Source organism: Anaerobiospirillum sp. NML120449, assembly GCF_023051105.1.
In the GTDB taxonomy this organism is placed as follows: Bacteria; Pseudomonadota; Gammaproteobacteria; order Enterobacterales; family Succinivibrionaceae; genus Anaerobiospirillum.
Genome location: NZ_JALKIL010000001.1, coordinates 228473 through 251046, shown reverse-complemented (window position 1 = coordinate 251046; position 22574 = coordinate 228473). Strand labels below are relative to the sequence as shown.

General features: G+C 43.9%; 19 protein-coding genes and 1 tRNA gene. 5 read left to right on the top strand and 15 right to left on the bottom strand.

Features of this window, described 5'->3' with window-relative positions; genetic code table 11:
• Positions 1-175: 175 nt before the first annotated feature.
• The 7 genes from MXE41_RS00625 to MXE41_RS00595 form a co-directional block, all read right to left on the bottom strand.
• Positions 176-1414: a hypothetical protein gene (locus MXE41_RS00625; RefSeq protein WP_247099006.1), complete on the bottom strand. Its 1239-nt coding sequence runs from the start codon at positions 1412-1414 to the stop codon at positions 176-178.
• 44 nt (positions 1415-1458) lie between these two features.
• Complete coding sequence (locus MXE41_RS00620; RefSeq protein ID WP_247099005.1) at positions 1459-2781, bottom strand: type IV secretion system protein; 1323 nt, start codon at positions 2779-2781, stop codon at positions 1459-1461.
• A gap of 8 nt (positions 2782-2789) precedes the next feature.
• A complete protein-coding gene (locus MXE41_RS00615) occupies positions 2790-3482 on the bottom strand; it encodes a type IV secretion system protein (RefSeq protein ID WP_247099004.1) in 693 nt (230 codons plus the stop codon).
• 10 nt (positions 3483-3492) lie between these two features.
• Entirely contained in the window at positions 3493-5919 is a 2427-nt protein-coding gene (locus MXE41_RS00610) for a VirB4 family type IV secretion/conjugal transfer ATPase (protein ID WP_247099003.1), read from the bottom strand.
• 24 nt (positions 5920-5943) lie between these two features.
• Positions 5944-6237, bottom strand: a complete 294-nt coding sequence (locus MXE41_RS00605; RefSeq protein WP_247099002.1) for a hypothetical protein — start codon at positions 6235-6237, stop codon at positions 5944-5946.
• Between the two features lie 469 nt (positions 6238-6706).
• On the bottom strand, positions 6707-6997 hold the full coding sequence (locus tag MXE41_RS00600) for a TrbC/VirB2 family protein (RefSeq protein WP_247099001.1): 291 nt from the start codon (positions 6995-6997) through the stop codon (positions 6707-6709).
• A 173-nt stretch (positions 6998-7170) separates the two neighbouring features.
• Positions 7171-7767, bottom strand: coding sequence for a lytic transglycosylase domain-containing protein (locus tag MXE41_RS00595; RefSeq protein ID WP_247099000.1), 597 nt, complete (start codon positions 7765-7767; stop codon positions 7171-7173).
• Between the two features lie 533 nt (positions 7768-8300).
• Here MXE41_RS00595 and MXE41_RS00590 point away from each other — a divergent pair.
• The 4 genes from MXE41_RS00590 (at position 8301) to MXE41_RS00575 (ending at position 11858) form a co-directional block, all read left to right on the top strand.
• Positions 8301-9713 carry a replicative DNA helicase gene (locus MXE41_RS00590; RefSeq protein WP_247098999.1) on the top strand — a complete coding sequence of 471 codons (1413 nt, stop codon included), beginning with the start codon at positions 8301-8303 and terminating at the stop codon, positions 9711-9713.
• A gap of 75 nt (positions 9714-9788) precedes the next feature.
• The gene (locus tag MXE41_RS00585; RefSeq protein WP_247074114.1) at positions 9789-10055 is read left to right on the top strand and encodes a hypothetical protein; all 267 of its coding nucleotides are present in this window, start codon (positions 9789-9791) and stop codon (positions 10053-10055) included.
• A 17-nt stretch (positions 10056-10072) separates the two neighbouring features.
• Positions 10073-11035 (top strand): ArdC-like ssDNA-binding domain-containing protein, encoded by a 963-nt coding sequence (locus MXE41_RS00580; protein WP_247098998.1) that lies wholly within the window; start codon positions 10073-10075, stop codon positions 11033-11035.
• Positions 11036-11252: 217 nt separating this feature from the next.
• Positions 11253-11858, top strand: coding sequence for a replication protein (locus tag MXE41_RS00575; RefSeq protein WP_247098997.1), 606 nt, complete (start codon positions 11253-11255; stop codon positions 11856-11858).
• A 785-nt stretch (positions 11859-12643) separates the two neighbouring features.
• Here MXE41_RS00575 and MXE41_RS00570 read toward each other — a convergent pair.
• The 7 genes from MXE41_RS00570 to MXE41_RS00540 form a co-directional block, all read right to left on the bottom strand.
• Positions 12644-13981 (bottom strand): relaxase/mobilization nuclease domain-containing protein, encoded by a 1338-nt coding sequence (locus MXE41_RS00570; protein WP_247098996.1) that lies wholly within the window; start codon positions 13979-13981, stop codon positions 12644-12646.
• Between the two features lie 2 nt (positions 13982-13983).
• Entirely contained in the window at positions 13984-14553 is a 570-nt protein-coding gene (locus MXE41_RS00565; protein ID WP_247098995.1) for a hypothetical protein, read from the bottom strand.
• A 201-nt stretch (positions 14554-14754) separates the two neighbouring features.
• Positions 14755-15873, bottom strand: coding sequence for a ParB/RepB/Spo0J family partition protein (locus MXE41_RS00560; RefSeq protein WP_247098994.1), 1119 nt, complete (start codon positions 15871-15873; stop codon positions 14755-14757).
• 9 nt (positions 15874-15882) lie between these two features.
• Positions 15883-16935, bottom strand: coding sequence for a ParA family protein (locus MXE41_RS00555; RefSeq protein WP_247098993.1), 1053 nt, complete (start codon positions 16933-16935; stop codon positions 15883-15885).
• 10 nt (positions 16936-16945) lie between these two features.
• On the bottom strand, positions 16946-17980 hold the full coding sequence (locus MXE41_RS00550) for a DUF3991 domain-containing protein (RefSeq protein WP_247098992.1): 1035 nt from the start codon (positions 17978-17980) through the stop codon (positions 16946-16948).
• Between the two features lie 85 nt (positions 17981-18065).
• Entirely contained in the window at positions 18066-20288 is a 2223-nt protein-coding gene (locus MXE41_RS00545; RefSeq protein WP_247098991.1) for a hypothetical protein, read from the bottom strand.
• Positions 20289-20607: 319 nt separating this feature from the next.
• Positions 20608-20683 (bottom strand) — tRNA-Thr (locus MXE41_RS00540).
• A 451-nt stretch (positions 20684-21134) separates the two neighbouring features.
• On the opposite strand from MXE41_RS00540, the gene MXE41_RS00535 reads away from it, so the two are divergent.
• Complete coding sequence (locus MXE41_RS00535) at positions 21135-21359, top strand: hypothetical protein (protein WP_247098990.1); 225 nt, start codon at positions 21135-21137, stop codon at positions 21357-21359.
• A 310-nt stretch (positions 21360-21669) separates the two neighbouring features.
• Here the strand turns inward: MXE41_RS00535 and MXE41_RS13010 are convergent, their stop codons facing one another.
• Positions 21670-21798 carry a hypothetical protein gene (locus MXE41_RS13010; protein WP_281503511.1) on the bottom strand — a complete coding sequence of 43 codons (129 nt, stop codon included), beginning with the start codon at positions 21796-21798 and terminating at the stop codon, positions 21670-21672.
• Positions 21799-22574: the final 776 nt, after the last annotated feature.

Below are 22574 nucleotides of genomic sequence, written 5' to 3'. Positions count from 1 at the left end.
AGGGCTATAGCCTCGTTATGGCTTGCGGGCGATTCTTTCCCGCCTGCCATCCTGTCCAGCAGCAGACTTCTGTAGCTGCGCCAGCTGCAGCAGTGGTAACTTCCTTTAAATGAATGAAGGTATTCTTCACTGCCTGCGGGAGGAGGTGGCTTTGTCTGCACTTCAAGTCCTGGACTTATCTTGCTAATTTGGACTCTTGCTTTGATGATACTGATTTTCCAGATTGTGCATTATCAGCTCTGCTGGCAATTGATTTAGCTAATTCGCTGAAGGAAGTAATCTCTTGAGTGGCTGAGCCCTTTTCGGCAGTTCTTTCCAGACGTCTTTCCTGCAGAAACTCTTTAGTATTTTCATAGACCTGAAGAGTACGGTAATCAAAATCTACATTATTCTTCAGACCAGGCTCTGCCGATGGTCGGTCAACATCATGACGAGCATATGATAATAAAAGGTCCTCTAAGTACTTGACAGACTTTTTATCATCTTCTGTAGCATTCTTACTGGTTAGATTTTTCAGGGAGACTTCAAGTAGTTCGCTGGAACCTCCTACAGTTTTGTTAATGCGTTCAAAAGCAGCAACAGGATCTGTTTTAAAATCGGCAAACCCCTGAGTTTCATGAGCAGGAATGTCGTTAAAAGCAGCATATCTAATGTCTATCTGTTTTTCGACCTCAGTTGCCTTTGCAGCAAAGATTTCACCAACGTTCTCAATGGATCTGATACGCGAGCAATCTTCATTGCGCATTGGTTTATCGTTATCAAGGCCGTCCATTACTTCTGTTGCTGCACGAACAAAATTTTGGCCATATCTGTCCAAAAGGGTATCAAGCATGGCCATCTGTCTGCATTCTTCAGTAATAAAAAACCAGCCTTTTCTTGCATCTTGAAGCCTTTCTGGAGTAACCGGAGCATTTGGGTTATCAGGATTAAATGAATTATGTCCATATGCCTGGCAGAACTTATCTACTTCCTCCGGCATCTGTTCAATAAGATTATTGGCTCTTTTAAGGAAGTCTTTATGCTCTTTACCATCAAATGTAGATAACGAAAAAGCAATATGCATCATGTCATCATCTAAATGAAATGATGGAGTAGCCAAATCAGGCTCGCCAAAGACGTCATGTGTCTTAAGCTCATCTTTAAAATATTTAAAAAAGTTCTTATCTAAAGAATTGTATTCAAGACCAATATCTCCAAACACAACATTTTGGTTCATACCATATCTATTAAAATCGGCATAATTTGAAACCAAGAAGCGAGTCAAGCAGAGGTCGTTATGGGTTTGAATTTCCTTGTCTTCTAATCTTGTATCTGAAGAGGTCATATCAAATTTCCTGTTTGAAGTTAGCGTTTTGATGTTTGCACTGACCGCTGCAGCTTGAGCCAGCAGCAGCGGCAAATGCTGTTTTGTCATGGCTTGCGGGGATGGATGCTTATCTTGCTGTGGTGTCAGCCAGTCTATGAAGCTTTGTCATTCTTATTACTTGATCCAAGTCCCCAGCTGCCTCGTATGTGATTTTGTAAGCTCGTCGAAGGACTGGAGTTAAAGCTGCTTTCGTCATTAGCTGCACCTCCACCGGTACCGCCCCTGTTAATACTAGTTGCCAAAGGGGTTGTGCTGGATTCATCTTTTGAGGAATCTGATGAGGATTTGGCATTTCTATGGAACAACTGAGGCCCCCCTAATCCCGTTGAAATGCTATTTACAACATGTCCTGCTGCCCATCCTGCAGTTTTAGTTGCCCATCCAGCCTGCCACTCTTTCTCTCCGTCTGCATTAGTACCTCTTTTAGCTATAGATCTGCCTGTAGCACCAAGTACCTTTCCGCCTGCGCCAACTGCCCCTCCTAATCCTTTGCTCAGATTCTTAGAAATGTTAGATAAATCTCTAGAAGCCTGAGTGAAATCGCGCGCGTTTGGAACAGCAAGCTGAGAGCCACCGGTTAACGAACTTGCCAGATTATTTACATTTTTTACAAGGTAGATAATAGCAATAATAATACATATAAAGATAAGGACTTCTTGAATAATTTGACCGGCGCTTGTTTTAGAACCGGATGTTACAAGACTAAATATTTTAGATGTGTAACTCTTTAATACAGTGTCCGATAAAACAGCAATTGCATTAGCAAATATACCGACAAAAAGGGTGTTGATAGTTGTCCTAAACCATCCATCAAACCATGAACGGGTAACTGGAAACATTAACATGCATATGAATAACGGACCAAAGCCAACCATTAATGCAAATGAAAAATTAGCGATTACCAGCAGTAATGCTATAACAATGCATAAAATTGTACCTGCAGCAAGAAAGGCTCCGGCAACTCCCAATAAAGGGAGGGTAACATCAGCATGCCTAATGTAGTCAAATCCAGAATACTTTGAGGACGTATAATCCTCCATTGCCTGCCATGATTCATATGTTCGCTGGAAGAATTTATCAATAACGCCCCAAGGGCTAGTCTCTGTTCCATCACTTAAAACTTTTGCCAGAAAGGTCTCAAGTCCCTGCATTGAACTCACAGCATATGAGAGGTAATTACCGCCTGTAAGGGCGAAAAAAGCTATTAAGCTAATTTTTCCGGCATCAACAATAACATCAGGGATTGTGCCCTGAGCTCTGCCACTAAGTACAAGAAATCCTCGTGCAGTAAAAAACAGTACAATGCCAGTTGAAATTACTGGAGTCAGTAAGTCTATTAGCGATGAGCTTACTTTAGAACCGTAATCAGAAATAAGCAGCTGTATTTCTGCACCAAAATTTGAAAATGCATCCATATCAGATCCTAGTTTGTATTCCTGTAACTACGAAATAGCTCATCGCGCAGCTGATTACCAACACGCTCTGCTCTTGCCTCTCTTTCTGCGTCAATCTGGCGAGCTAACTGATCAGCTTTAAACTGAGCTAGTTGAATTTGTCCCTGTTTCTCGGAGATGCGTATTTGTAAATCTGCGACATCTTTCACGCTTTTGGCATTCTTTACTTCATCAGCAAGACGCGTGAGCTCTAAAGATTGCTTGTTGGCATTTTTAGCGCTCTCCTCAAAAAGGTATCTTGTTGCTGCAATAGTTTTATAATGCTGCTCACATAAACTTTTGTCTGGACCAGCAAACCCATTGATAGTGCAGGCTTTATCAAAGCCTTTTTCTTTGAATATTTCATCAATCCTGTCAGGATATTGGCCGTTTTCCAGATCAGATATTACATCTGCAATTTCAGGAAATACTTGCTCGAGTACATTCATCATTATGTCTTCACCGGTACCGCTATAGCCCTCGAGTTTTTCAGTCATAGCCTGAAGCTGTTTGTATTGAGACTCAAGCATTGCATACTGAGCCTTCATTTGGTTAAGCTGATCAACCATATGTGCAATAGCCGAAAGGTCTAGGGTAGGAATACCGTCAGCACTGGCTTGCGGGGAGGAGAGTGACAGGGATGCCGAGACAACTACTGCGGCAGCAAGTTTTTTAAGCTTCATAATGATTCTCCTATTTGTTGTTTTCATAGAAGTGAGGTAGCCAATTATCCGGGGCTTCACCGTATTGTTTGATGAGCTCTTCGACAAGAAGGATATTATCTGTAGAGCCGGAGAGTATCTTCAGCTCCTTACGGAACGCAGAAAGATCAAGCCTGCAAACCACGGATTTATGGCCCTGCTTAATCAACATAAGACGGGAGTCTTCGCCAAGCTGAGAAATAAGATAGAACTCGGACGGAGTTACCTTAAATCCGTTTATATAATCATCCCTGTCAGCTCTTGGATTCGGCAGGAATATCTGCGTTGCTGACTGCTCAATTACAGCTTTTGCAATCGGGCTGGAGATAACATCTGATGGTGACTGGGTGGCGAAAACACCGAATCCGTTTTGCTTTCTAATGGTCTTAAGCTTGTTGAAGGCAAAGTCACTGAATGCATCATCCAGAAGCCACTTCCAGAACTCATCCATTACAAAGAAGAAGCGGCGGCCGTCAAGTACACTTTCCATCCTGTACAGCAGATAGAAACCCAGCGGAGTCCTCACCTGAGGATTATCAAGGAAGTCTGTACCATCAATACCAAAATTAGGGTATCTGTCGAAATCTAAAGTATCTACAGGGTTATCAAACACCCATGCAAGATCACCATTGCCAATCCATCGGTAAAGGCGTTTTGCCAAAGAGTTCTCTTTTTCTTCCTTGGTAAGACCCTGAGGCAGAAACTGCGGGATGATACCTATACGCCTTAATTCACGTGGCATATCCATAACAGCACGCACTGCTTCTGTAAGAGCCAGCTCGTCACTGATTAAAATAGGCTGCTCATCCATTTTTATCAGCAGCTTCATGAAGGAGATGAGAAACTGAATGTTTGCCTCTGTCTTCTCCAGATAAAAAGGATTAAATCCAGTTGGAATACCATTCTTAACTGAAAGATAGCCGCCTTTCATTGCTCTGATGGCAATCTCTGCACCACAGTCCTTATCAAAAAAGACAGTTGTGAGTTTATAGCCATCATTATGGTACTTCTGTGCCATTGCAATCAGGAAGTTCAATAACACGGTTTTTCCGGAGCCGGATGTACCAATAATGGTTGTGTTGGCAAGTGTCTTCTTATCAAAGGAGTCTTCGCCAGCAGGTGAAGTGTGGAAATTAAAGTAGTAGGGCTGGTCGGAAGGAGTTGTCAGAAGCGCGAGTGCCTCGCCCCATGGGTTTCCATTACGCTTACCCGAGTCGAAGTTATGAAGGGGTGCCAGGTGAGCAAAGTTCTTCGAGGTAATTCTGGCAATACGAGGTCGATAGTCAAAGTTACAAGGTAACTGAGAGAAGAAGGCAGCTGGTAAAGCCAGTGTAGACACGATAGGAAGGAAACCCTCGTCCTGAAGCTTCTTAACCGCATCCTGAGTATTCTGTTTGACAATATCAACAGAATCTCCAAATACCATAAGGCTGTATGAGTACTCTCCTATGGAGAAGTCGCCATTGATAACTCCGTCGATAGCCTCGTCCATTGCCTGTATCTGGCTTACACCAGCATCATTAGATGCGAGCAGCTGTTTCTGTTGAATCTGCAGAAATTTCTGTCCCTCTACTTTGGAGAGGAAGCAGAATGTCTGCGTCTCAATAAAAACATAAGGCTTAACATGTGATTTATCAGGATAAAGAAGACCATCAAGAATTCCTGAAAAGGTATCTTGTGTATAGTCTTTTAACTCAATACACTGAGCAAATGCCTTACTATCTGCTGTTTGGATTTCAAGGGTATCAGCACCGGCAAAAATCTGTACTGCACCTAAAGCCTCATGCAATGGAGCATAAGGAACTCTTACAGGCTGCATCTTACCTGTAAGAAGAAAGTTATAAAATGCAAGCTGATCCGAATATAATTTACCGTTTGACTCATACTCTCCAAGCTTTACCACGTCAAATCTGCTCAATGATCTTTGAAATTGCGAGGAGACATTTTCAAACTCTTCAAGTTGCTTTGCTATATCAGCTTCAATTTCATCCTTAGACCTGTATTTGGAAGTCAGCTTACCTCTTCTTTTCATTATGAGGGTAAGGTAGAGCTCAGTAGCCACCAGACGAGATTTGCCGATTGTTTCGTTATACTTTTTTGATAACTCATGAGCAAATCCCTTTTCTGAACAGCAGTTAAGCTCATCCTGCATGGGCCTGCGGAGGCGGTGCAGCTGGAGGGCATAATTGCTGTTAGAAATAGTTCTGTACAGGATGTTTAGGTTGTTAATTCCCTGGTCAATTTCTATATCATCAGCTGTCTCAAAAGTAATACCTTTTGCAATGAAGGAGCTGATAAGCTCACCATCCCTGCCCATAACAACGCCAGGTGCAACTACAGAAGACAAGGGAATAAAATTATTGATCGCCCCCTCTGCTCGCATCATGTCAATACTTTCTTTAAAATTGGATGCACCCATTCTTTAATTTCCTACCAAGTTTATCTACCTTTCTCTCGATTCATTACTCTTAGCACTCATGCTTCTTTTAACTATCGCCCCCTGCTCAAGTTGCCTTTGCAGGCGGGAGGATATGATTGCAGCAGGCGAGTCTTTATTTCCACGAGATTTAGCCGAGTGTTGAGCAATTCTGGCTTCGATAGAGTCGATTATCTGTTGTTGTATGCCAGTAATACTCTTAGAGTGCCCTTTACTTCTGCAAACCAAAGGGCTGTTCTCAGACTGCTCCTTTAAACGGTCCATGATTTCTTTGACAGGTGTTTTTTCTGGAACTGTCATAATCTTCCTCTCCGGCCTGCCTGAATGTGAGCTTTCAGCGACAGGTTCTTTCAAGGTACTTGTCAAGAGCAGATTCTAAAATCTCTGCAATATGCTGGTCTTTTATGTGATATGAGCAGGTGCCCTTACAGGCACCTGCATAAATTATTTCTTGTATAGCTTTTTCTTAATCTGGTCACTGTAAATACTTGGACCAAAGGATGAAACACCTTTCCAGTGGAGCTTATTTCCACTCCCAAGGAAGTTGGTACGAAAGCTTAAGAAAAGCTGTCTGAACTTCTGATCGTCATTTATGGCTATCTGCCTCATCACAAATAGAATAGGCGGCGCCAGGAGCAGCAGCGGCATGTATATCCAGAATGCGAGAAGAAGGCATACCCCGCAACATCCAAGAAAGGGTTTAATAGGTATTCCCCATACACAGGCTGGGCGCGTAGCTCCTTTAAATAAAGGTGTCTTCTGAACCATATTACCCTACAAGAATTTGAGCCAGCCAAGGAGCTGCGCCAATGAGGATTGCACCCATTAATGGACCGGCAACCTCCATAAGGCCTGCACCCTTGAATAAGGTCTTATAGCCAGCCCAGATTACGGCTACAGTAACTACGACAACCGATACACCCTGAAGAATGTCAAGAATTTGCTGAAACATGCTTTCTACATTAGCGCCGCTTCCTCCGGAAGCAGCAAAAGCAGCCGGTGAGGACAGTAATGCACCAATAACTAAAAGTGAATTTTTTGCGTATAAATTGCGTATCATCTCAAATCTCCTGAAAAATGAGTTCGATTCGTATTTGCGTATGTTGTCTGTAATGATTGAATATCTTAGACGTACTACCTGAACACTATGATTTATGCGGAGAACTACAACTATATGTGAGTTTCTCATACAACGAACACTTATGTATATGCAGGTTTTGCGTATAAAAAATTCTACAAAATCAAACCAGAGGGCTGGCTGGCTTGCTCCAGCAGAGGCCTCTGTGGCTTATCATTAAAATCTTGAATTATTTTGATCGAAGGTACTCTCTCCTTTCCTTTTCTAACCACCTTATCCACATACCCTTCTTTAATCCCTGTTATGAAATTTCCTGAGTAATAACAGGAAAGAGCTGCTTTCAGACTGTCTGACTGACTGTCATGCTCTTTTATCGCACGTCTGTAGCATTCCCCCAGCACTTGAGCAGAGGCTTTAATGTTGAAGCACGGGTCAAGCATCTGCTCAGGTGTTACTCCCATCCTTTCAAAGTTCCTGTTATTGATCTGCCCAAGGCCAACGGAGAAAGATACATTCTGCGTTGCAATCTCGTTGATCTTTAACAGGGCCTCTTCATATGTTTCCGGGTAAAAAGACGGACCATTTACTACAGCAATGGCATATGGTCTAAAACCGCTCTCAATTTCAATGACAGATGCCATAGTGTCGGGCGCTATCTCTGGTGCACACTTGCTGGCAAGCTGCTCAAATTCACTTCGTCCAATCTCTCTAGCATTTGTATCTGAGATTAGTACCCACACAATCAGAAGCATAAACCCTATAAATATGCGGCGCAGTGACTTATGGGAGCAAGAGCTCTGAGCCGGTTCACATTTAGAAAATCCAATTCGCATCAAAGGTTTATGCATAAATAATGGATACAGCCTGCCGCAGCAGAGTGCTTTGATCAAGAATCACGAATAGTCAACTTATGCTGTCGCTACCAATTTGGTTCCCGTTTTATACGTATAAATTACTAAAGCCTTACGCAACAGATACGTATCGCTTTTCGCAGGCCCTATGTCCTCACAGGTCTAATCTATGAAATATGACTGCCCGATCGAAGTTCCCCCCACCTTTAAGAACCTCTTCTACTGCAGCCCAGCAGTTAACCTTACGCTCTTTCCCGTCTGCCAATCACTGATTAGCGAGCAGCACTTATGCAGCTTACGCGAGCTGTTCATGATGCGGCCTCGCCACAAGTGCAATTCCACAGATGCCCACGCCATCAACATGAATCCAAAGTAGCCCCGTCCACCACTTTGATTCATCCGATCATTAACCATAGTTTCTATGAGATATAGCCATGTTTCTATTTCACAACAAGCAGAATTCCGCTAATGTCAACGTATCTGCCACTCTTGTAAATATAGAGGCAGAGAAAACGTTTCTCTGCAATGTTCTTAACTCACCTTCGTTACTTAATAACGCCGACTATTTAAAGTTGAATCTAAATAAAGATGACTTTGCTGGAGAAAAGGCAGGTTTATTTTTTGAGGAGATAAATAACTTTGCAGAGTCTACGGGGGTAGAACAACTTAACACGACGACGTTCCAAATGTTTATTACAGAAAAACACCCAGCAAAGTTGTTTTCTAACAATTCATTTCTTTCATCTATCCTGATATGTCAAATTTTTCCTGAATCTGCTGTAATTGAGATTGCTAAAAGCATTAAAAAGCTATCTTTAAGACGAAACCTAATCCAATCTTCAGAATCACTCCGACACGATACTATTGAACTTAATGGACGCAATCTAGATGAAGTTATTCAGCAGACTGAAGACAGGTTGGAGGCTATCAAAACAAGCAATTCTGAAACCCCACTTGAATCAGGTGGTGTAATTGAGCTGGTAGACTCTCTTAGAAGACTACAGGAGGTAGAAGCTCCAAGGCTGATTCCTACAGGTTTCAAAAAGCTTGATGACTACATTGCTTTTGTACCAGGGACACTCAACACTCTGGCTGCCAGACCAGGTGTTGGAAAGACTGCCTTTGCATTAAACATTGCTGATCACAATATGGCCAAACCTGAAAATAAAGGCGAGGTCCTTTTTGTCAGCCTTGAGTTAAGCATGGACGAGGTGTTCTATCGTCTAATCAGCTCTGTTGGTCAGATTGATTACCGGCTTATACAGCGAAGAGACATGTCATCTGTGTCTTCCTCTAATTGGGCTAAGGCAATTCAAAGAATTAAGTCATACGAACGTAAGCCTGAGAATGCCTCTGACTCTTCTGAAAACTATAGTCTTCTCAATGTCATAACTCCTAAAAAGGCCATAACCACGCCTAATGATATAAGGAGGTATGTCCGCAACTCAATTTCTACTACTGGAGCCCCCCCATCTCTGGTAATAATTGATTATGTACAGTTAATGAGAATGACATCAGAACCGAATGATTTTGAGAATCTCCCTAAAATCTATAATGATGTCTGCTATGCATTAAAGAATATTGCGAGAGAATATGATGTTCCAATTCTTATTCTTTCTCAGGTTGGCTTGTCAGTCGACAGGCGTAATACCACACCAACAGCACAAAATATAGCTGGCTCTACAGGTATTCACAGAGCCTCAGATGTTATGCTTTTATTGCATAAAGAGAGCAATGACTCTAATCAGGTTCAGGTAATTGTAGAGAAAAATAGATCTGGACCTGCAGGAGCAACACTTATACTCGGATATGTCGGTCAGTACTATCAGTTTGTGGATAATAGCTGACACTTTTAACACGTTGTGCAGCCTGACAGAACCATTTAGGCTGCGTTTTTTAATCTAGTCATTAGTGAGGTACACATGCCAATTAAAAGAGAATACACCCCTATGCAGGAAGCTGTAATCCAGCAGACAAGCATCATGATTCTTGCTGAAAGTGCAAGATTGAGGATGGATAAGGATGAAGAAGCATTTGTGGGAGTAAAGGTTGAAGGCGAGCAGTATGAAAAGCTCTTCTCCGATTTCGATATCTATCCTGATCAGTACAAGGAGGAGTGTCTTGCCGACTGGGAGCTTAATCAGAGAGCTCAGGAAATTGCCTATGCAGTTGACAATATTTGCTCTTAACTCAGGAGAAACTAAGTATGAGCGATACTAATTTAGAAACAACTCAGGAAAACAAAACTCAGGAAGCTATTGCGGAGTTTGCAAAAAAACTCAGTTACGCTATCGAAAACGATAACCTGCCATTCTCCAAAAACAGTATGGAAGAGCCATTTAACCCAAAAACTGGTTACCCCTATGGTGGAAGTAACAATGTTATGTTGAAAATGGTGTCCGGAGAGAAAGGTTATGATGATCCTCGCTGGCTTACCTTCAATGAGGGTAAAGAGCTTGGTGGCACTGTAATGAAAGGAGAAAAAGCAACAAAGCTGCTTATTCTGGATAGAGATGGATCGAGCAGACTGACATTCAAGTATTTTAATGTCTTTAATGCCAATCAGTTTAAAGGCCTGAATCTTCCTCCAATTGAAAAGAATGATATGCCCTTCGCAGACAGGCAAAGCCAGTTCGCTTCTGCAAAGGCCGACCATGAGGCCTCAAATCCAAGAGAGTTCGCGAAGAATGAATATTCTAAGCTTAGTCATGAGTCTCGAGTTGCTTTAATCAAAGAGATTGGCGATCAGATGACCATGTCACGCATTGGTGACTCCTCTATAGGTAAGATTTCTGAGGCAAATAAGCAATTTGCTAAAGAATGGCTCGATCTCCTGAAGACTCCTGAGGGACAAAGGGAGGCTGTGTTTATCAGCAATGATGCATTTAAAGAGTTTAAGTATCAAATGCAGTTCGACCCAGTTAAAGATGTTAAGCACGAGCCTATTAAAGATAAAGTTAAGGAAGAGCGAGTACCAAACAGGGAGGATGCCGCAACTGCGGGGATCAAAAGCGAGACTCTTGCAAGAGCTTCTGATTTGGTTCAAAAGGAAGAACGTACTTTAGGCTCTAATGCAAAAGAGAAGCAAGAGAGAGCAACTGCTCCTGAAAATACCGCACCAGATAAATCAACACGCACTCGTGCAAAGCCTAAGGAATTGACAAGATAGTTTCTGTATTTACCTTGGTTTCTCATTAATAAATAAAAAAGCCCTGACTCAATTAGCCAGGGCTTTTTTAAAATCCTAATAAATACCTTTCCATAAAAAGCCAATAAAAAAGGCCCCTCCCGTGGGACCTTTTTATTCTATGAAATATAGTGGCTTTATTATAACACATTAACAATTATTTTAGCCCACCTCGGATATCACAAAGACTGATTTCTTTGTGGTAGACACTATTACTCAGATTATGGACTACAGCAACATGTTCAAAAACAACTTACAACCTTATGAGTCATTCTGTTATGTTTTTTATGATTCTTTAGATGCCTTACTTGAGACTCCTGATATCACAAAGACTGATATCTGTGTGTTAACAAAGCTTACCAATATCATGGACTACGGCAACGAAGTCCCTCAAATGACTAAGCAGCAGCTCGCTGAATTAGTTGGTATTAAACAGCCAAAACTCTCTAAATCCCTTAAAAGGCTTATCAAGCACGGTGTGGTGATAAAGGATGGCAAGAAGCTCACCGTCAACCCTCAGTACTATTACAAAGGCAATCTCTTCAACAGACATAGGGCTCTTGAGGCTCTGAAAAGCAATTATAATCCTGAGCGGGACGTACTTCCTGAGGATCAATTTAAAGAGCTGGAAACACAGCCAGCTAATAATGTAAGTAATGAAAATAATGAACCAACGAAGCCACTTACTGATGCTCACGCTACATGGCTGGATTGGATGGATAACCTGATCGATAATAATATAAGTAAGGACACTTCTACACCTAAGGCCAGTCTGTCATTTGACGAAAAAGACATACCGTTCTAAGGCCTGCCCGCTGCCGCTACAAGGAAGCTCTGTGCTCTTAACCGAGTGCAGGGCTTTATTTTTCTGGTGGAACTGGCATCCTGACACTGGTAAGACACGAAGCTGGTCAGTTACAATACACCTCTTTCCCGTTGGCCCTAAGAGGAGCCCTTCGTTAAGTTAAGGCTACTGTTGATTAAGCTTGCCTGGCTAAAAGCATAAGGAGGGTGTGCTGCTGCAGATTTATTAAGTTGATATTATAGGCATAAAAAAATACCCTACTGAGTGTAACCTCAAGTAGGGTTTCAACTGCAGGCCCTAGCCTGCCACATAACAAAAATAATAGGGCAATGCCCTTGTCCCATTATTATATCCCAGGGGGTTAATATGAGCAATAAAATGATACCCAGAATTATTACGCTGTACTGATGGAGATAATCGCTCGCGCTATCCAGAGTTCAGAACATAAAGAACTCTACCTTGGCCCGGCAAGAAATGGCCGCTACAAGAAAGCCCTGTGCTCTTAACCGAGTACAGGGCTTTCTTTTTCTGGTGGAACTGACATCCTGACACGGGAAGACACGAAGCTGGTCAGTTACAGTACACCTCTTACCCGTTGGCCCTAAGATGAGCCTTCATTAATTTAAGGCTGCTGTTGACTAAGCTTGCCTGTCTAAAAGTATAAGGTGGATGGTGCTGCTGGTGCTGACAGGAGGGTTCCCGCAGCAGTCGTAGCTTTAAGCTGGCGGGAAAAGAATTACTTTGTGGGCTGGTACGGCTGTCATGCCATGATCAGGGGAGAACGCTTATCTCAGCCTTTCTTTTTCCCTGCGGGATAATTCTTTCTTTCGACGCTCGATTGCCCATTTTTGAGCCTGAGATTGAGCACTTTCTTTATTTCTAATCTCTGTATTTTCCCTCATGTTTTTGCTCTCCTTTGCTGCTTTCTTTTTCATTGCAATAAAGCTTTTATAAAATTCTCCTGTACTTATCTCGTCCGGGAGTTCGTTCGAGAATGTAGAGAAATGCTCTTGGAGCCCTTTAGCCAGGCTGTTTATGGAGGGGTCGTCTATTTCAATCATCTCTCTGGTTGCAGAGTCTGCTGATTGTTTAATCCTTGCTCTCGCAGCAAGTTGACCATTTGTCCACACAGGCTCCTCTTTTACTGTTTTGGCCTTTAAGTTTATATAGTGTTTTTCAATAGAAGTATTTGACCTCGCTACACCTCTTACAGCGCGGTCCGTTGCATTCATTGATATGCCGTTAAGCATTGCTAATGCCGCAAAACGCTCTCTCATAAATTTCAGGTCTTTTTTTCTAATGTTAAGTCTCTGCGCCTGATTGTTAACAGATTTGATAAGAAAATGGACATGTGGATGGTCAGGTTCATTAGGAGTATCTTCAGTCTTAGCATGCATAACATATACGTAATCAAAACCATTCTCCCCGAAGAACTCCCGCCCAAATTGTCGTGCCGTCCTCATCATAGCATCGTGATTCGTCCCCGGAGGCGCTGATAAGATAAAACGGCGAGCTGCAGCTGGAGCGTTATTATCGTACTCAATAGAGTCCTTACTCTCTGCTATAGCCATATCATTAGCCCACTCGTCTATAAGGTCGTATAAACGCTCTTTTGATAGAGTTGAACCATCTGGACCTTCAGGAAGCACTTTTCCATTGCGAATAATGTAGCTGGCGGCCTTATGTAGATGACTGGCAGTTTTTATGCCTTTAGAAGCTCTGTCTATCTTGATAACAGCTTCCTTGTAGCTGTTGACAATGCCTTTTGCCTTTTGTACTGCTGAAATCCCAGTGCCTTTCTTATATATATGGGATTTACGATAGTTTGAATTTACTGTGCGGCTACGCCTTTTTTCTGAGACTGATCTGGCAGAGGTGCTTGCAGATTTAGACGAGCTGTACCCCCATCCTGAACGCCATCCCGAGCCCCTGGTGAGATATGTGAAACTACCACCTCCCCCCGCCTGCTTCCTTAGCTTGACCCTTTTTATTGGTTTAAAAATATCTGGCTCATCCGGATATGGAAGTACTCTGCTAATCAGCTTTTCAGCCTCTCTGAATCTTCTGACATACTCGCGATGTTCCCGGGCTATTTTTATAGCCGTATTTTTATCAACATCCATACTCAGAACCTCCGAGCCGCTTTTTTAATCATCTGTCTGACGACCTCTACATGCTCCTTAATGTACTTCTCCAGAGACCTGTTATGCGTTAGCTTTTTAAAATAAGCTACTTCCTCTTTAAGGTTATGTTCGTTTATAAGCAGGCGATGCTTTCGGAAAGAGTTCAACTCTTTTACCAGCTGGTTAAGGTTGGTACCTATAGCCTTAAGCTCCACATTGGACCTTGAAAGAACATCTCTATCTTCGCCGGTGAATGTCGGCATATCCATCAACATTCCCCTGATTATGATAAGTACTGCCTTTGGCCTTGATACGTTGTAATGCATAGCCACAAAGTCTAAGGCCCTTACCTCTTCGCTGTTCAGTTTGACATGAAGGCTTACTGAATCGGAAGATTCACGCGCGGGCTCTGCCTTAACTTCATTGTTCTTTAATGCCCTTGTCAGTATTTCTCTGGCCAGAGTGTTGGGTTTTTTATTTTTGCTGTACGCATATTCAACAAACTGCCGATGCATACCTTCACCAAGTTGCACTGAAAGACGTAAGCGCTCTTTAGATTTAGAGTCTCCCATTTCATATCCTTTTATGTGACCGCTACTTGTAGCGACTTTAGCCAGCTAAAGTGTCTTACACACCAGCAGTAGTCATGTTGATGACTGCCCTGGTGTCCCACGGATGTGCAGGGGGCAACCATAAGGAAAAGGCCGCCCTTTTCCGCAGGTTGCCTATCCTGCCCTAGCCTAAAAATTTCCCAATTGGGAAATTTCTCTTTGCTACCCCTCTATTACTCTATTTATCTTTATCTCCTCTGCAAGGCGCTCTTCTTCCTCGCCTGAGTCCTCAAACTTAACCATGATAAAGCCGTCTGGCATCACTACCTTGTAGAGGAACTCGACATTTCTACCATCAATAGTACCAAGGATGAGTGGCTTGCGATATCGAGTCTTTGCATCATCGTTACTCAGAATTTCATCGGCTTCGCGTTCCAGGTCTGGCCCCTCACCGTCATCAGAGCTGGCTGACGGGGAAGAGTTGCTTTCGTTGTTTGAAAATGCATCTTCATAGTCATCAACATCATCTCTGGAGGAGTCTTCTCCCTCGCTTGCCTCCTGAGGGTCATGTCCCATCCCCACTCCTTCTTCACTGTACCAGCTGCTGTCATAACCAGAGTTTTCCCCCGCTGGCTCTGCATCGGCCTCTGCCGTATGCTCGTTTGAGCTGTTTTCATATGGGGTTTCGCTGCCGCCAGATGACAGCTTCTCTCTGAATGCCTTTAATGTGCTACTGGTAAATAGCTCGGCACTGTCATCATTAAAACCAGCCTGCAAGGCCATGAACTCTTTGAGTGCCTCGCCGTTTTTTTCAGCCTCTTTAGCGAACTCGGAAAATGTGCGGATTGTCTTGAAGTTTTCCTTGTAAGACCTGAGCCAATCAGGGGCTTCTGACCAGGTAAGGTAGTCAGAGATACGTTGAGCTTTCATGCCAAGCTTCTCTGCTATCTCACCCTTCTTTTCACCCAGCTCAATACGGGAGGTTATGAAGTCAGCAATTTCATAGTACTTAAGTTCGTCACGCTTGATGTTTTCACTCATCTGCAGATAGCCGATTTTGCTGTCGTCTTCTACTTTCCTGACGATGGCCGGGATTTTCTCTTTGCCCAGAAGCTGGAAAGCCCGATAGCGTCTTTCACCTGCAATAATTACGTACTGAAGGCTGTCTTTTCGCACAATAATAGGCTGCAAAAGGCCATTTGCTTCAATATCACGAGCAAGCTCCTGCATTTTGTCCTCGTTAAAATCCTTACGAGGCTGTTTGCTGTCTCTGATGATTTTGGACAGTTCTATTTGCTCTACTACTTCCTTTCTGTCCAGATTCAACTTTGATAAATCCATGGGTACTCCTTAGCTAACTAATGAAATAGGTGATGTTTCTTTAAGGCCAATGAGGTTTTGTACATCGCCCTGGCTCAAGCCAGGCAGTGTGAAGCCGAAAGTATGTCCACACATCCAAAGGTGTCTCAGCAGGCGCTTCCATTTATCTGGATGTGCTTGCTTAAGCTTCTCAAGTGAAAATACAACTTCATCTGCAGCAGAGAACTCTTTGTCAACGTCAATCGCCTCCATGATGGTGAACAACACCCTTCTGATTTCTCTCCAACCACTTTTATTGTTATTTACTATCCATACTCCTTTGCCTATATCCTGAGCCACTGCAAAACAGTTGCGTCTTTTAATGACGCCGTAATGCAGTTCACACTCCTCTATAACAATCTGGTCATCATTTCTGGTTACGCTTATCTCATGGATTGGCAGTAGCATGTCTTTGTTCATTGCAACCAGCTTCTCCGCAGTCCGAACCTGGAGTTCCGAGTGGTCAACCATGTTTGGAATGAAATAAACTCTCGCAGTGTTATTAAGCTGCCCGACTCGATTTACTATTCCTTCCAGACCCTGGATCGACTCTGTGTAGAGCTGGATTGGAGAGATGATGATGTCAGCAACGCCAACAGCACTGTTGCTCCTGATATCCGCATTAGGGTTACTGTCAATCACAATAAGATCAAACTGACTCTTCAGGACACCTATTGCTTCAACGAAGTTAGAGTACATCTGTATCAGCTCACTTTCCTGATTCTCTTGAAGACTGATTAGCTCTTCTTTTGAGTTAATTGCTGAGATAAGCTGAAGATTGCTGTTTTCTTCGCCACCGATCTCTGCCTCTGGATTGATGTCTCGCTCCTCACCTGTTAAGAAGAGATCAGCTGGCTTGATGTTGGACAAAGTAACCATCTCGTTTTTGATCAACACTCTGCTGGCGTTAGCCTGACTGTCAAGATCAATGAAGAGGGTCTTGCACCCGCACTGATATGCGGCATAAAAGGCAGTCTGCACAGCAAGAAATGACTTGCCTACTCCGCCTTTTTCATTACTGATGGTAAGTACCTTAGCTACCATAAAAACTCCTTTAACTACGTTCTAAGCTGCAGGTCCTGGTTGGCTGCGGTGTTTGTGATACAGCCATACCTCTCTTTTTACATAAATTCATATCCGCCAAGTCCTTGCCATATTTGGCAGGCGGTCTGTAAGTATTGACTTCTCTTTGAATCAGAGCTTCTATCTTTTCCTTTTGACCCTGGTGTGCCCGGTTGGTACCGGCCTCCACCTGGGCATCTTTTTCGTTGTCATATACGATGGTCACCTTTTCAGCAGACCTGATAATGCTGGACAGGTGTGGCGTATCAATCCATTTCTTCTCGCCTGCTCCATTGGATATGATGATGGTTGGATGCTGTGGATGTCCCTGCATGTAAGCCATATCAATTAACGCCAGAGCATCAACCCCGCCTTCAACAACCCATACGCTCTTCGGGTCTCCTTTTATCAGCCCTGCGAATTGTTTGTCGCTGTTAGCGAAGTTTGTTTTAGGGTTCATGTCTGTATTTAAGTACCCTCTTTTGGCTACATTTCTGACTTTCCCACTCTCATCAAAGCCACAAAATAAGACCGCGCCTTTTATATATCTGACAAATCCCTGCTGCTCAGCTATCTGAAGCGTTTTGCCGCTTATCCCACGTATATCAGTAAGGTACTTTCTCCCATCTACCTTGTCTTGCTCCCTTGTCATAGGAATACGTGGATACAATGCTGGTTTCGGAACAGCAGATTCAGCTGCTCTTTTACTGACAAACTCAGACAGCGCCGACTTATCAGTTATGGCATCAGGACAAAGAGCCTTAATTACTTCAGGGAACTTCATGTTTGAAAGTTCCATAATCAGCTTGATAATGTCACCGCCTCGGCTGGCATGTTTGTCACAGAACACGTATCGACCAGTGTTTCTATTCCGGTCTACTCTATAAAGCTCACTTTTGGAACTTGAGGAGCTGTAAACGTTGAAAGCATGCTCCTTACCTTTGCATACATATCCCAGACTTTCTATCAGCCTTCTTGGATCAGTTGAGTTAGCCATATCAATCTGAGATTGTGTGAGTTTAGTCATTTGTACTCCTTTCCAGCATATGCAGATTCATGCCTGCGGGAAGAAGTTTTAATCCCGCTGCTCTGCTGCCACGCCGGATTAAATGCTAGTCCTTGCTGTTGTTGTGGGATGATGCCTGTAACCCGGTCATGATGCTGACAAAGTCCATGCCGGTCATCGACTCACATTCATCAGGAGAAGTTACCCGTCCATGACCAACATCATCTTCCTCCGCATGCATGTCAGTGCAGGTTTCGTGGTCATCACGGTAGCCCTGTTCATGCTCAAGTGCAGCCTGGTAAAACCCGTCAAGTTTGGAGAGTAATGAGTTGACTTTATTGATTGACGGCTGTTCAACAGCTTCTGTCTCAGTGTCAGCAACTGTTACTGAGGACTGATTGGCAGGCAATGGATTAACCATCGATTCAGTTGTGTCATTGGCAATGGCATGTTCATTCGCCTGCTGCAGGTTTACTGACCTCTCTCCGCCAGCTGTTACTGATTCTGATGTGCAGAAAGTCTTCGGACTGGTTAAGACAGTGTCTTTGTACTCCTGAACCGTTATAGCGGTGCCTCTGCCATAACCAGGAATGTCGAAAGGGGCTTGCCATGGTCCAACTTCAGGACATAAGTCACGAAGTACCTGGATTTCCTTAATAAGCTCAATTCCCCTGTCTCTGGCATAAGTTGCAGGAGTCTGCTCCAGGCTGTCCATCTCTGCCTGGATCTTTTCATGTCTGGTTATGAGGGTCATCCTTCGTGCAATGTACTCACCGAAAGAGATTACGTACCCGTTCACCTCGCCTAAATAGTCGTTGGAAACAGTGACTTCATCAGGACGATTGTTCAACGCAGCCTGACAGTTGTCTGCCCAGATGAAAGCCTCGTCCACACCAAACAGAGGTGTGTCTTGAGGAGTTGTCTGGATGGAATCAAGTTCCTGCAGCTCAGAGAGCGCCTGCCCAAGGCCAGATACTGGGGCGGCGCTGTGGTCCGCGCCACCGGCGCCGGGCACAGCGTCGTTACTTAGCTCGTTTTTATTGTCGTTGGTATATGCGTTCTTAGAGTCGTTCTTTATATCGTTCTTATATGTGTGCGCGTTTGGAGCCAGGGTGTGCGCGTTTGGAGACAAAGTGTGCGCATTTGAAAAATTAGTGTGCGCATTTGATAAAATAGAGTCCGCACCTTGACCGCTGGTGTGCGCAGAAGTGTGCGCGTTTGAAGATGGGGTGTGCGCATTTGTGTTGCCCGGATCTGTCAGAGCCTGCAGCTCCTTAATAACAGCAGCGAGCTCACGGTCGCCATAACGATGCTCATAGATCTTTATGGCATTGACCATCTCTCTCATGGTATTAGGGCTTGAGGACTGTAAGGCTCTTACCTTCTGTAAGTTGTTGTTATGGCTTGCTCTGACAGCTGTCTTCAAGCGTGATTCAAGGTTATCTCTGTCATCCTGTCCAGCGATACCATCAATTAAAATGGTCCTGAGCTGGTTTGAGGAGAGTTTGAATGCAGTACTGCTTTCACAGGCGAGCTCTGTGCTGTTGAATGCGTCAGTGAGAGTTACCTGCCACTGCTGCTCTTGAGACATGCTGTAGAACTCATTGCGCTTTACTTCAGATAGTTTGCGCGAGGCGTTGTACTCTGCTCCTCCGCATGCAGGAGTAAAGTGCTCGTTGTTCAAAAGGGTGTTGCTCTGAGCCAGTGACTCTTCGTAAAAAGGAATGTCTTGGTTAAGGTCATCCTTATCAATAAAGGTGATCCCCTCGATGGTGTCGATGACGTCAACTGGATTGTGGATATACCCTGGGATTGCATCGAGCTTCTGGGCACGCATGATTCTGGTGAGAGGAGTGTCGACATACTTAACAACCTCGGCAACAGCCCTGGTGTTAAGAATGTCAGAAGCCTTCTGAGACTCCCTGACTTTTAAAAGCCTTGCATAAGGCTGAGTAATGTCAGGTGATATGGCAACGCCACCACCAGCAGCACCAGCAGGTAGAATAAGCCCTTTGTGCTCAAGGCTGTCTATGATGCGGTGAATTTTGCCCTGGGAGAATACCTTTTGAGAAATGAGGTTTTCGCAGTGGGCTCTGACTGAGTTATTAGGAAGGACGAAGTCAACACCAGCCCTGGCAAAGGTGCATGAGGTGTTCAGAAGCCCTGACAGAAAAAGGGCCTCTGAATAAGTCATAGTGTTGTTATCAAGGAAGATAAAAGGAATGAAGCTGCTGCTGGTATTGGCATTAACGCTGATCCAGCGCTTACCATCTCGCAACTCAATATTGATGAGTTCCTGCTCTTTCAGGGCATGGATGTGACGTCCCACATTGCGTGGAGTGATTAATGAGTCAAGACGACGTGAGATGAGCCAGTTCTGCAGGTTGATCTGACCGTTATGCTGCTGAGCCCAAGGGCTTTCGCAGAGATTGGTAATACCAGCAAGTACTACCTTTTCAGCAGGCGAGGCTTTGCTTAAGTACTGCTCTCTGTAGAGACGGCCAAAGGCAAAGAGGCCATTATCTTTTTCCGGGTCAAACTTCCCTGCAAAGGCGCTGTCTGATCCAGACTCAAAGATACGTGAATAGATCCCGTCACTGCGTGAAGAATCGCACTGACAGGTTCGATTTTCACCCTCTGCCCTGAATTGGTGCTGGATACAAGAATCGAACTTGCGACCTTTTGATTACGAATCAACTGCTCTACCGACTGAGCTAATCCAGCAACGTAATTTGAAATGAGATGTTTCCTGGGCGCATGATGGAAACGGCGCTATTCTAGCAAATTTAAGATCATGGGTAAATGCTTGTGCCTCCCAGGGTTGCCAGGTTAACTAATACCCAGGACTGTCCCAAATGCCGTATAAATCAGATCTGCTCTAAATTTTGCCCCATATTCAGGCTGTAATATTTCAAGGAAAATCAATATCTTCCTTCACAGCTCATCATTAAATCTGCCACCCCTGTAAACAGAATGTTGCCTTCATTGTAGTTAAGGCAATGTAATGGCCAACCATCAATCTCTTCTCTTCTACGGCTGTCTCATCCAGTTAATTGCTCCTCACTCTCCAGCCTCATTATCCTAATCTCCTCACTGAGCGTAAGCTCATTTCAGCCGATCCCAGTTTTGAACAGACTGCCCGACTGCATTATGTCTGGGTGCAATGCATAAGTGCATGCCTGATTATCCATCCGGATTTAAAACACTTGAGGAAGCAATGGTGGTAGCCAATACATGCGAGTTTTTTGGATTTGATTCTGAGCTGACAGCCGCCTGTTGCCGCAAGTTAGATTGTGATGTTGAGACCTTAAAGAATATTGCCAGCTGGTTCAAAAAGAACGCCAGCATTGTTCCTGACACCTTTCATGCCAACCAGTTAAAGCAGTTAAACAAGGCATAGAAAGCCGAGCAGCGTGCTGTTGACAGGCGCGATAAGCTGGCTGAGGAAAACAGGGAAACAGGGAAACTCGTAAAGCTCTTAAAGAGATGGAGGAAAGCTTAAGGATCTTAAGAAGCTTCAAAAGACCCCCCGTGAGCTGCAGGCAGCAAACAATCTGCTGAAAAAAATCCATGATGGCATCAACAAGAACTCATAACAAAAGCGCTCAGGCTGTACATCAGCAGTCTTAGCCCCTTATACAATGCCGCTTCATGTACCTGTTAATAATTTATAAAATATTTTAGCATGCACATGACGCAACCTGCGCTCCTTAACGGCCCTTCAAAGCTGTTAAACTCATAAGCAGCTCTTTTCTTCCATTCCAATCCATCCCTCCCTTTTCTTCCATTTCATCCATTTGCTTCCATTCCATCCCTCCCTCCATTTGCTTCCATTCCATCCCTCCCTCCATTTTCTTCCATTACTTCTCTTCCCATCCTTTCATGGCACGGTTCCGTATATTTCCAATTACTTCAGCCATATTCTCCCCATTCTTTCTCTGCCCTCTATTCTCTGTATCCGTGTTATGGCACATTATGGTATGCCCGTACCTGATGCTGGCATAGTCACTGACACTTTCACCTTGGCCAGTCACTCAACTTTAGCTAAGCTACCATAATATACTTTGCATAACGATATGTATTGAATATTCAAAGGCATGCTCATAAGGCTCTGCCATGTATGCTGCCGTGCAGCTTGCAAAGCTACAGCAGGGCATGAATCCACATGCAGTTGGACTGCATGCCGCGTCTCTGCACAGTTGAGAGCAGATTTTGGCAGGAACAGGGCTGATGACGGAGCTGATGACAGGCTGTGTACTGGTTATGTGCAACCTGAAGACAGGTCGATTGATTGTGTGTGAATGGATTGGTGGTGGGATTGATGGATTGATGATGGTTGTCAAAAAGAAAAGCAGGCGCACTACAAGGTAATACGCCTGCCATGGTACAAGGATATAGAGGTCGACAAGGACTCACGGTCAGATGAGTACTCAAGCCTTTACAAGCGGATACTGCTGGCGCTCTGGCAGAAAGAATCGGCCAGCCAGTATGCTACGACTGATGCGCTCCTGAAATAAAGTCCAGACACCGTGATATGGAAGAGATGTCTGCAGTGATGAGATTTGCAGCAAGATAACGCATCTGCAGGTCAGGCAGCGGTTATCAGGAATGGCAT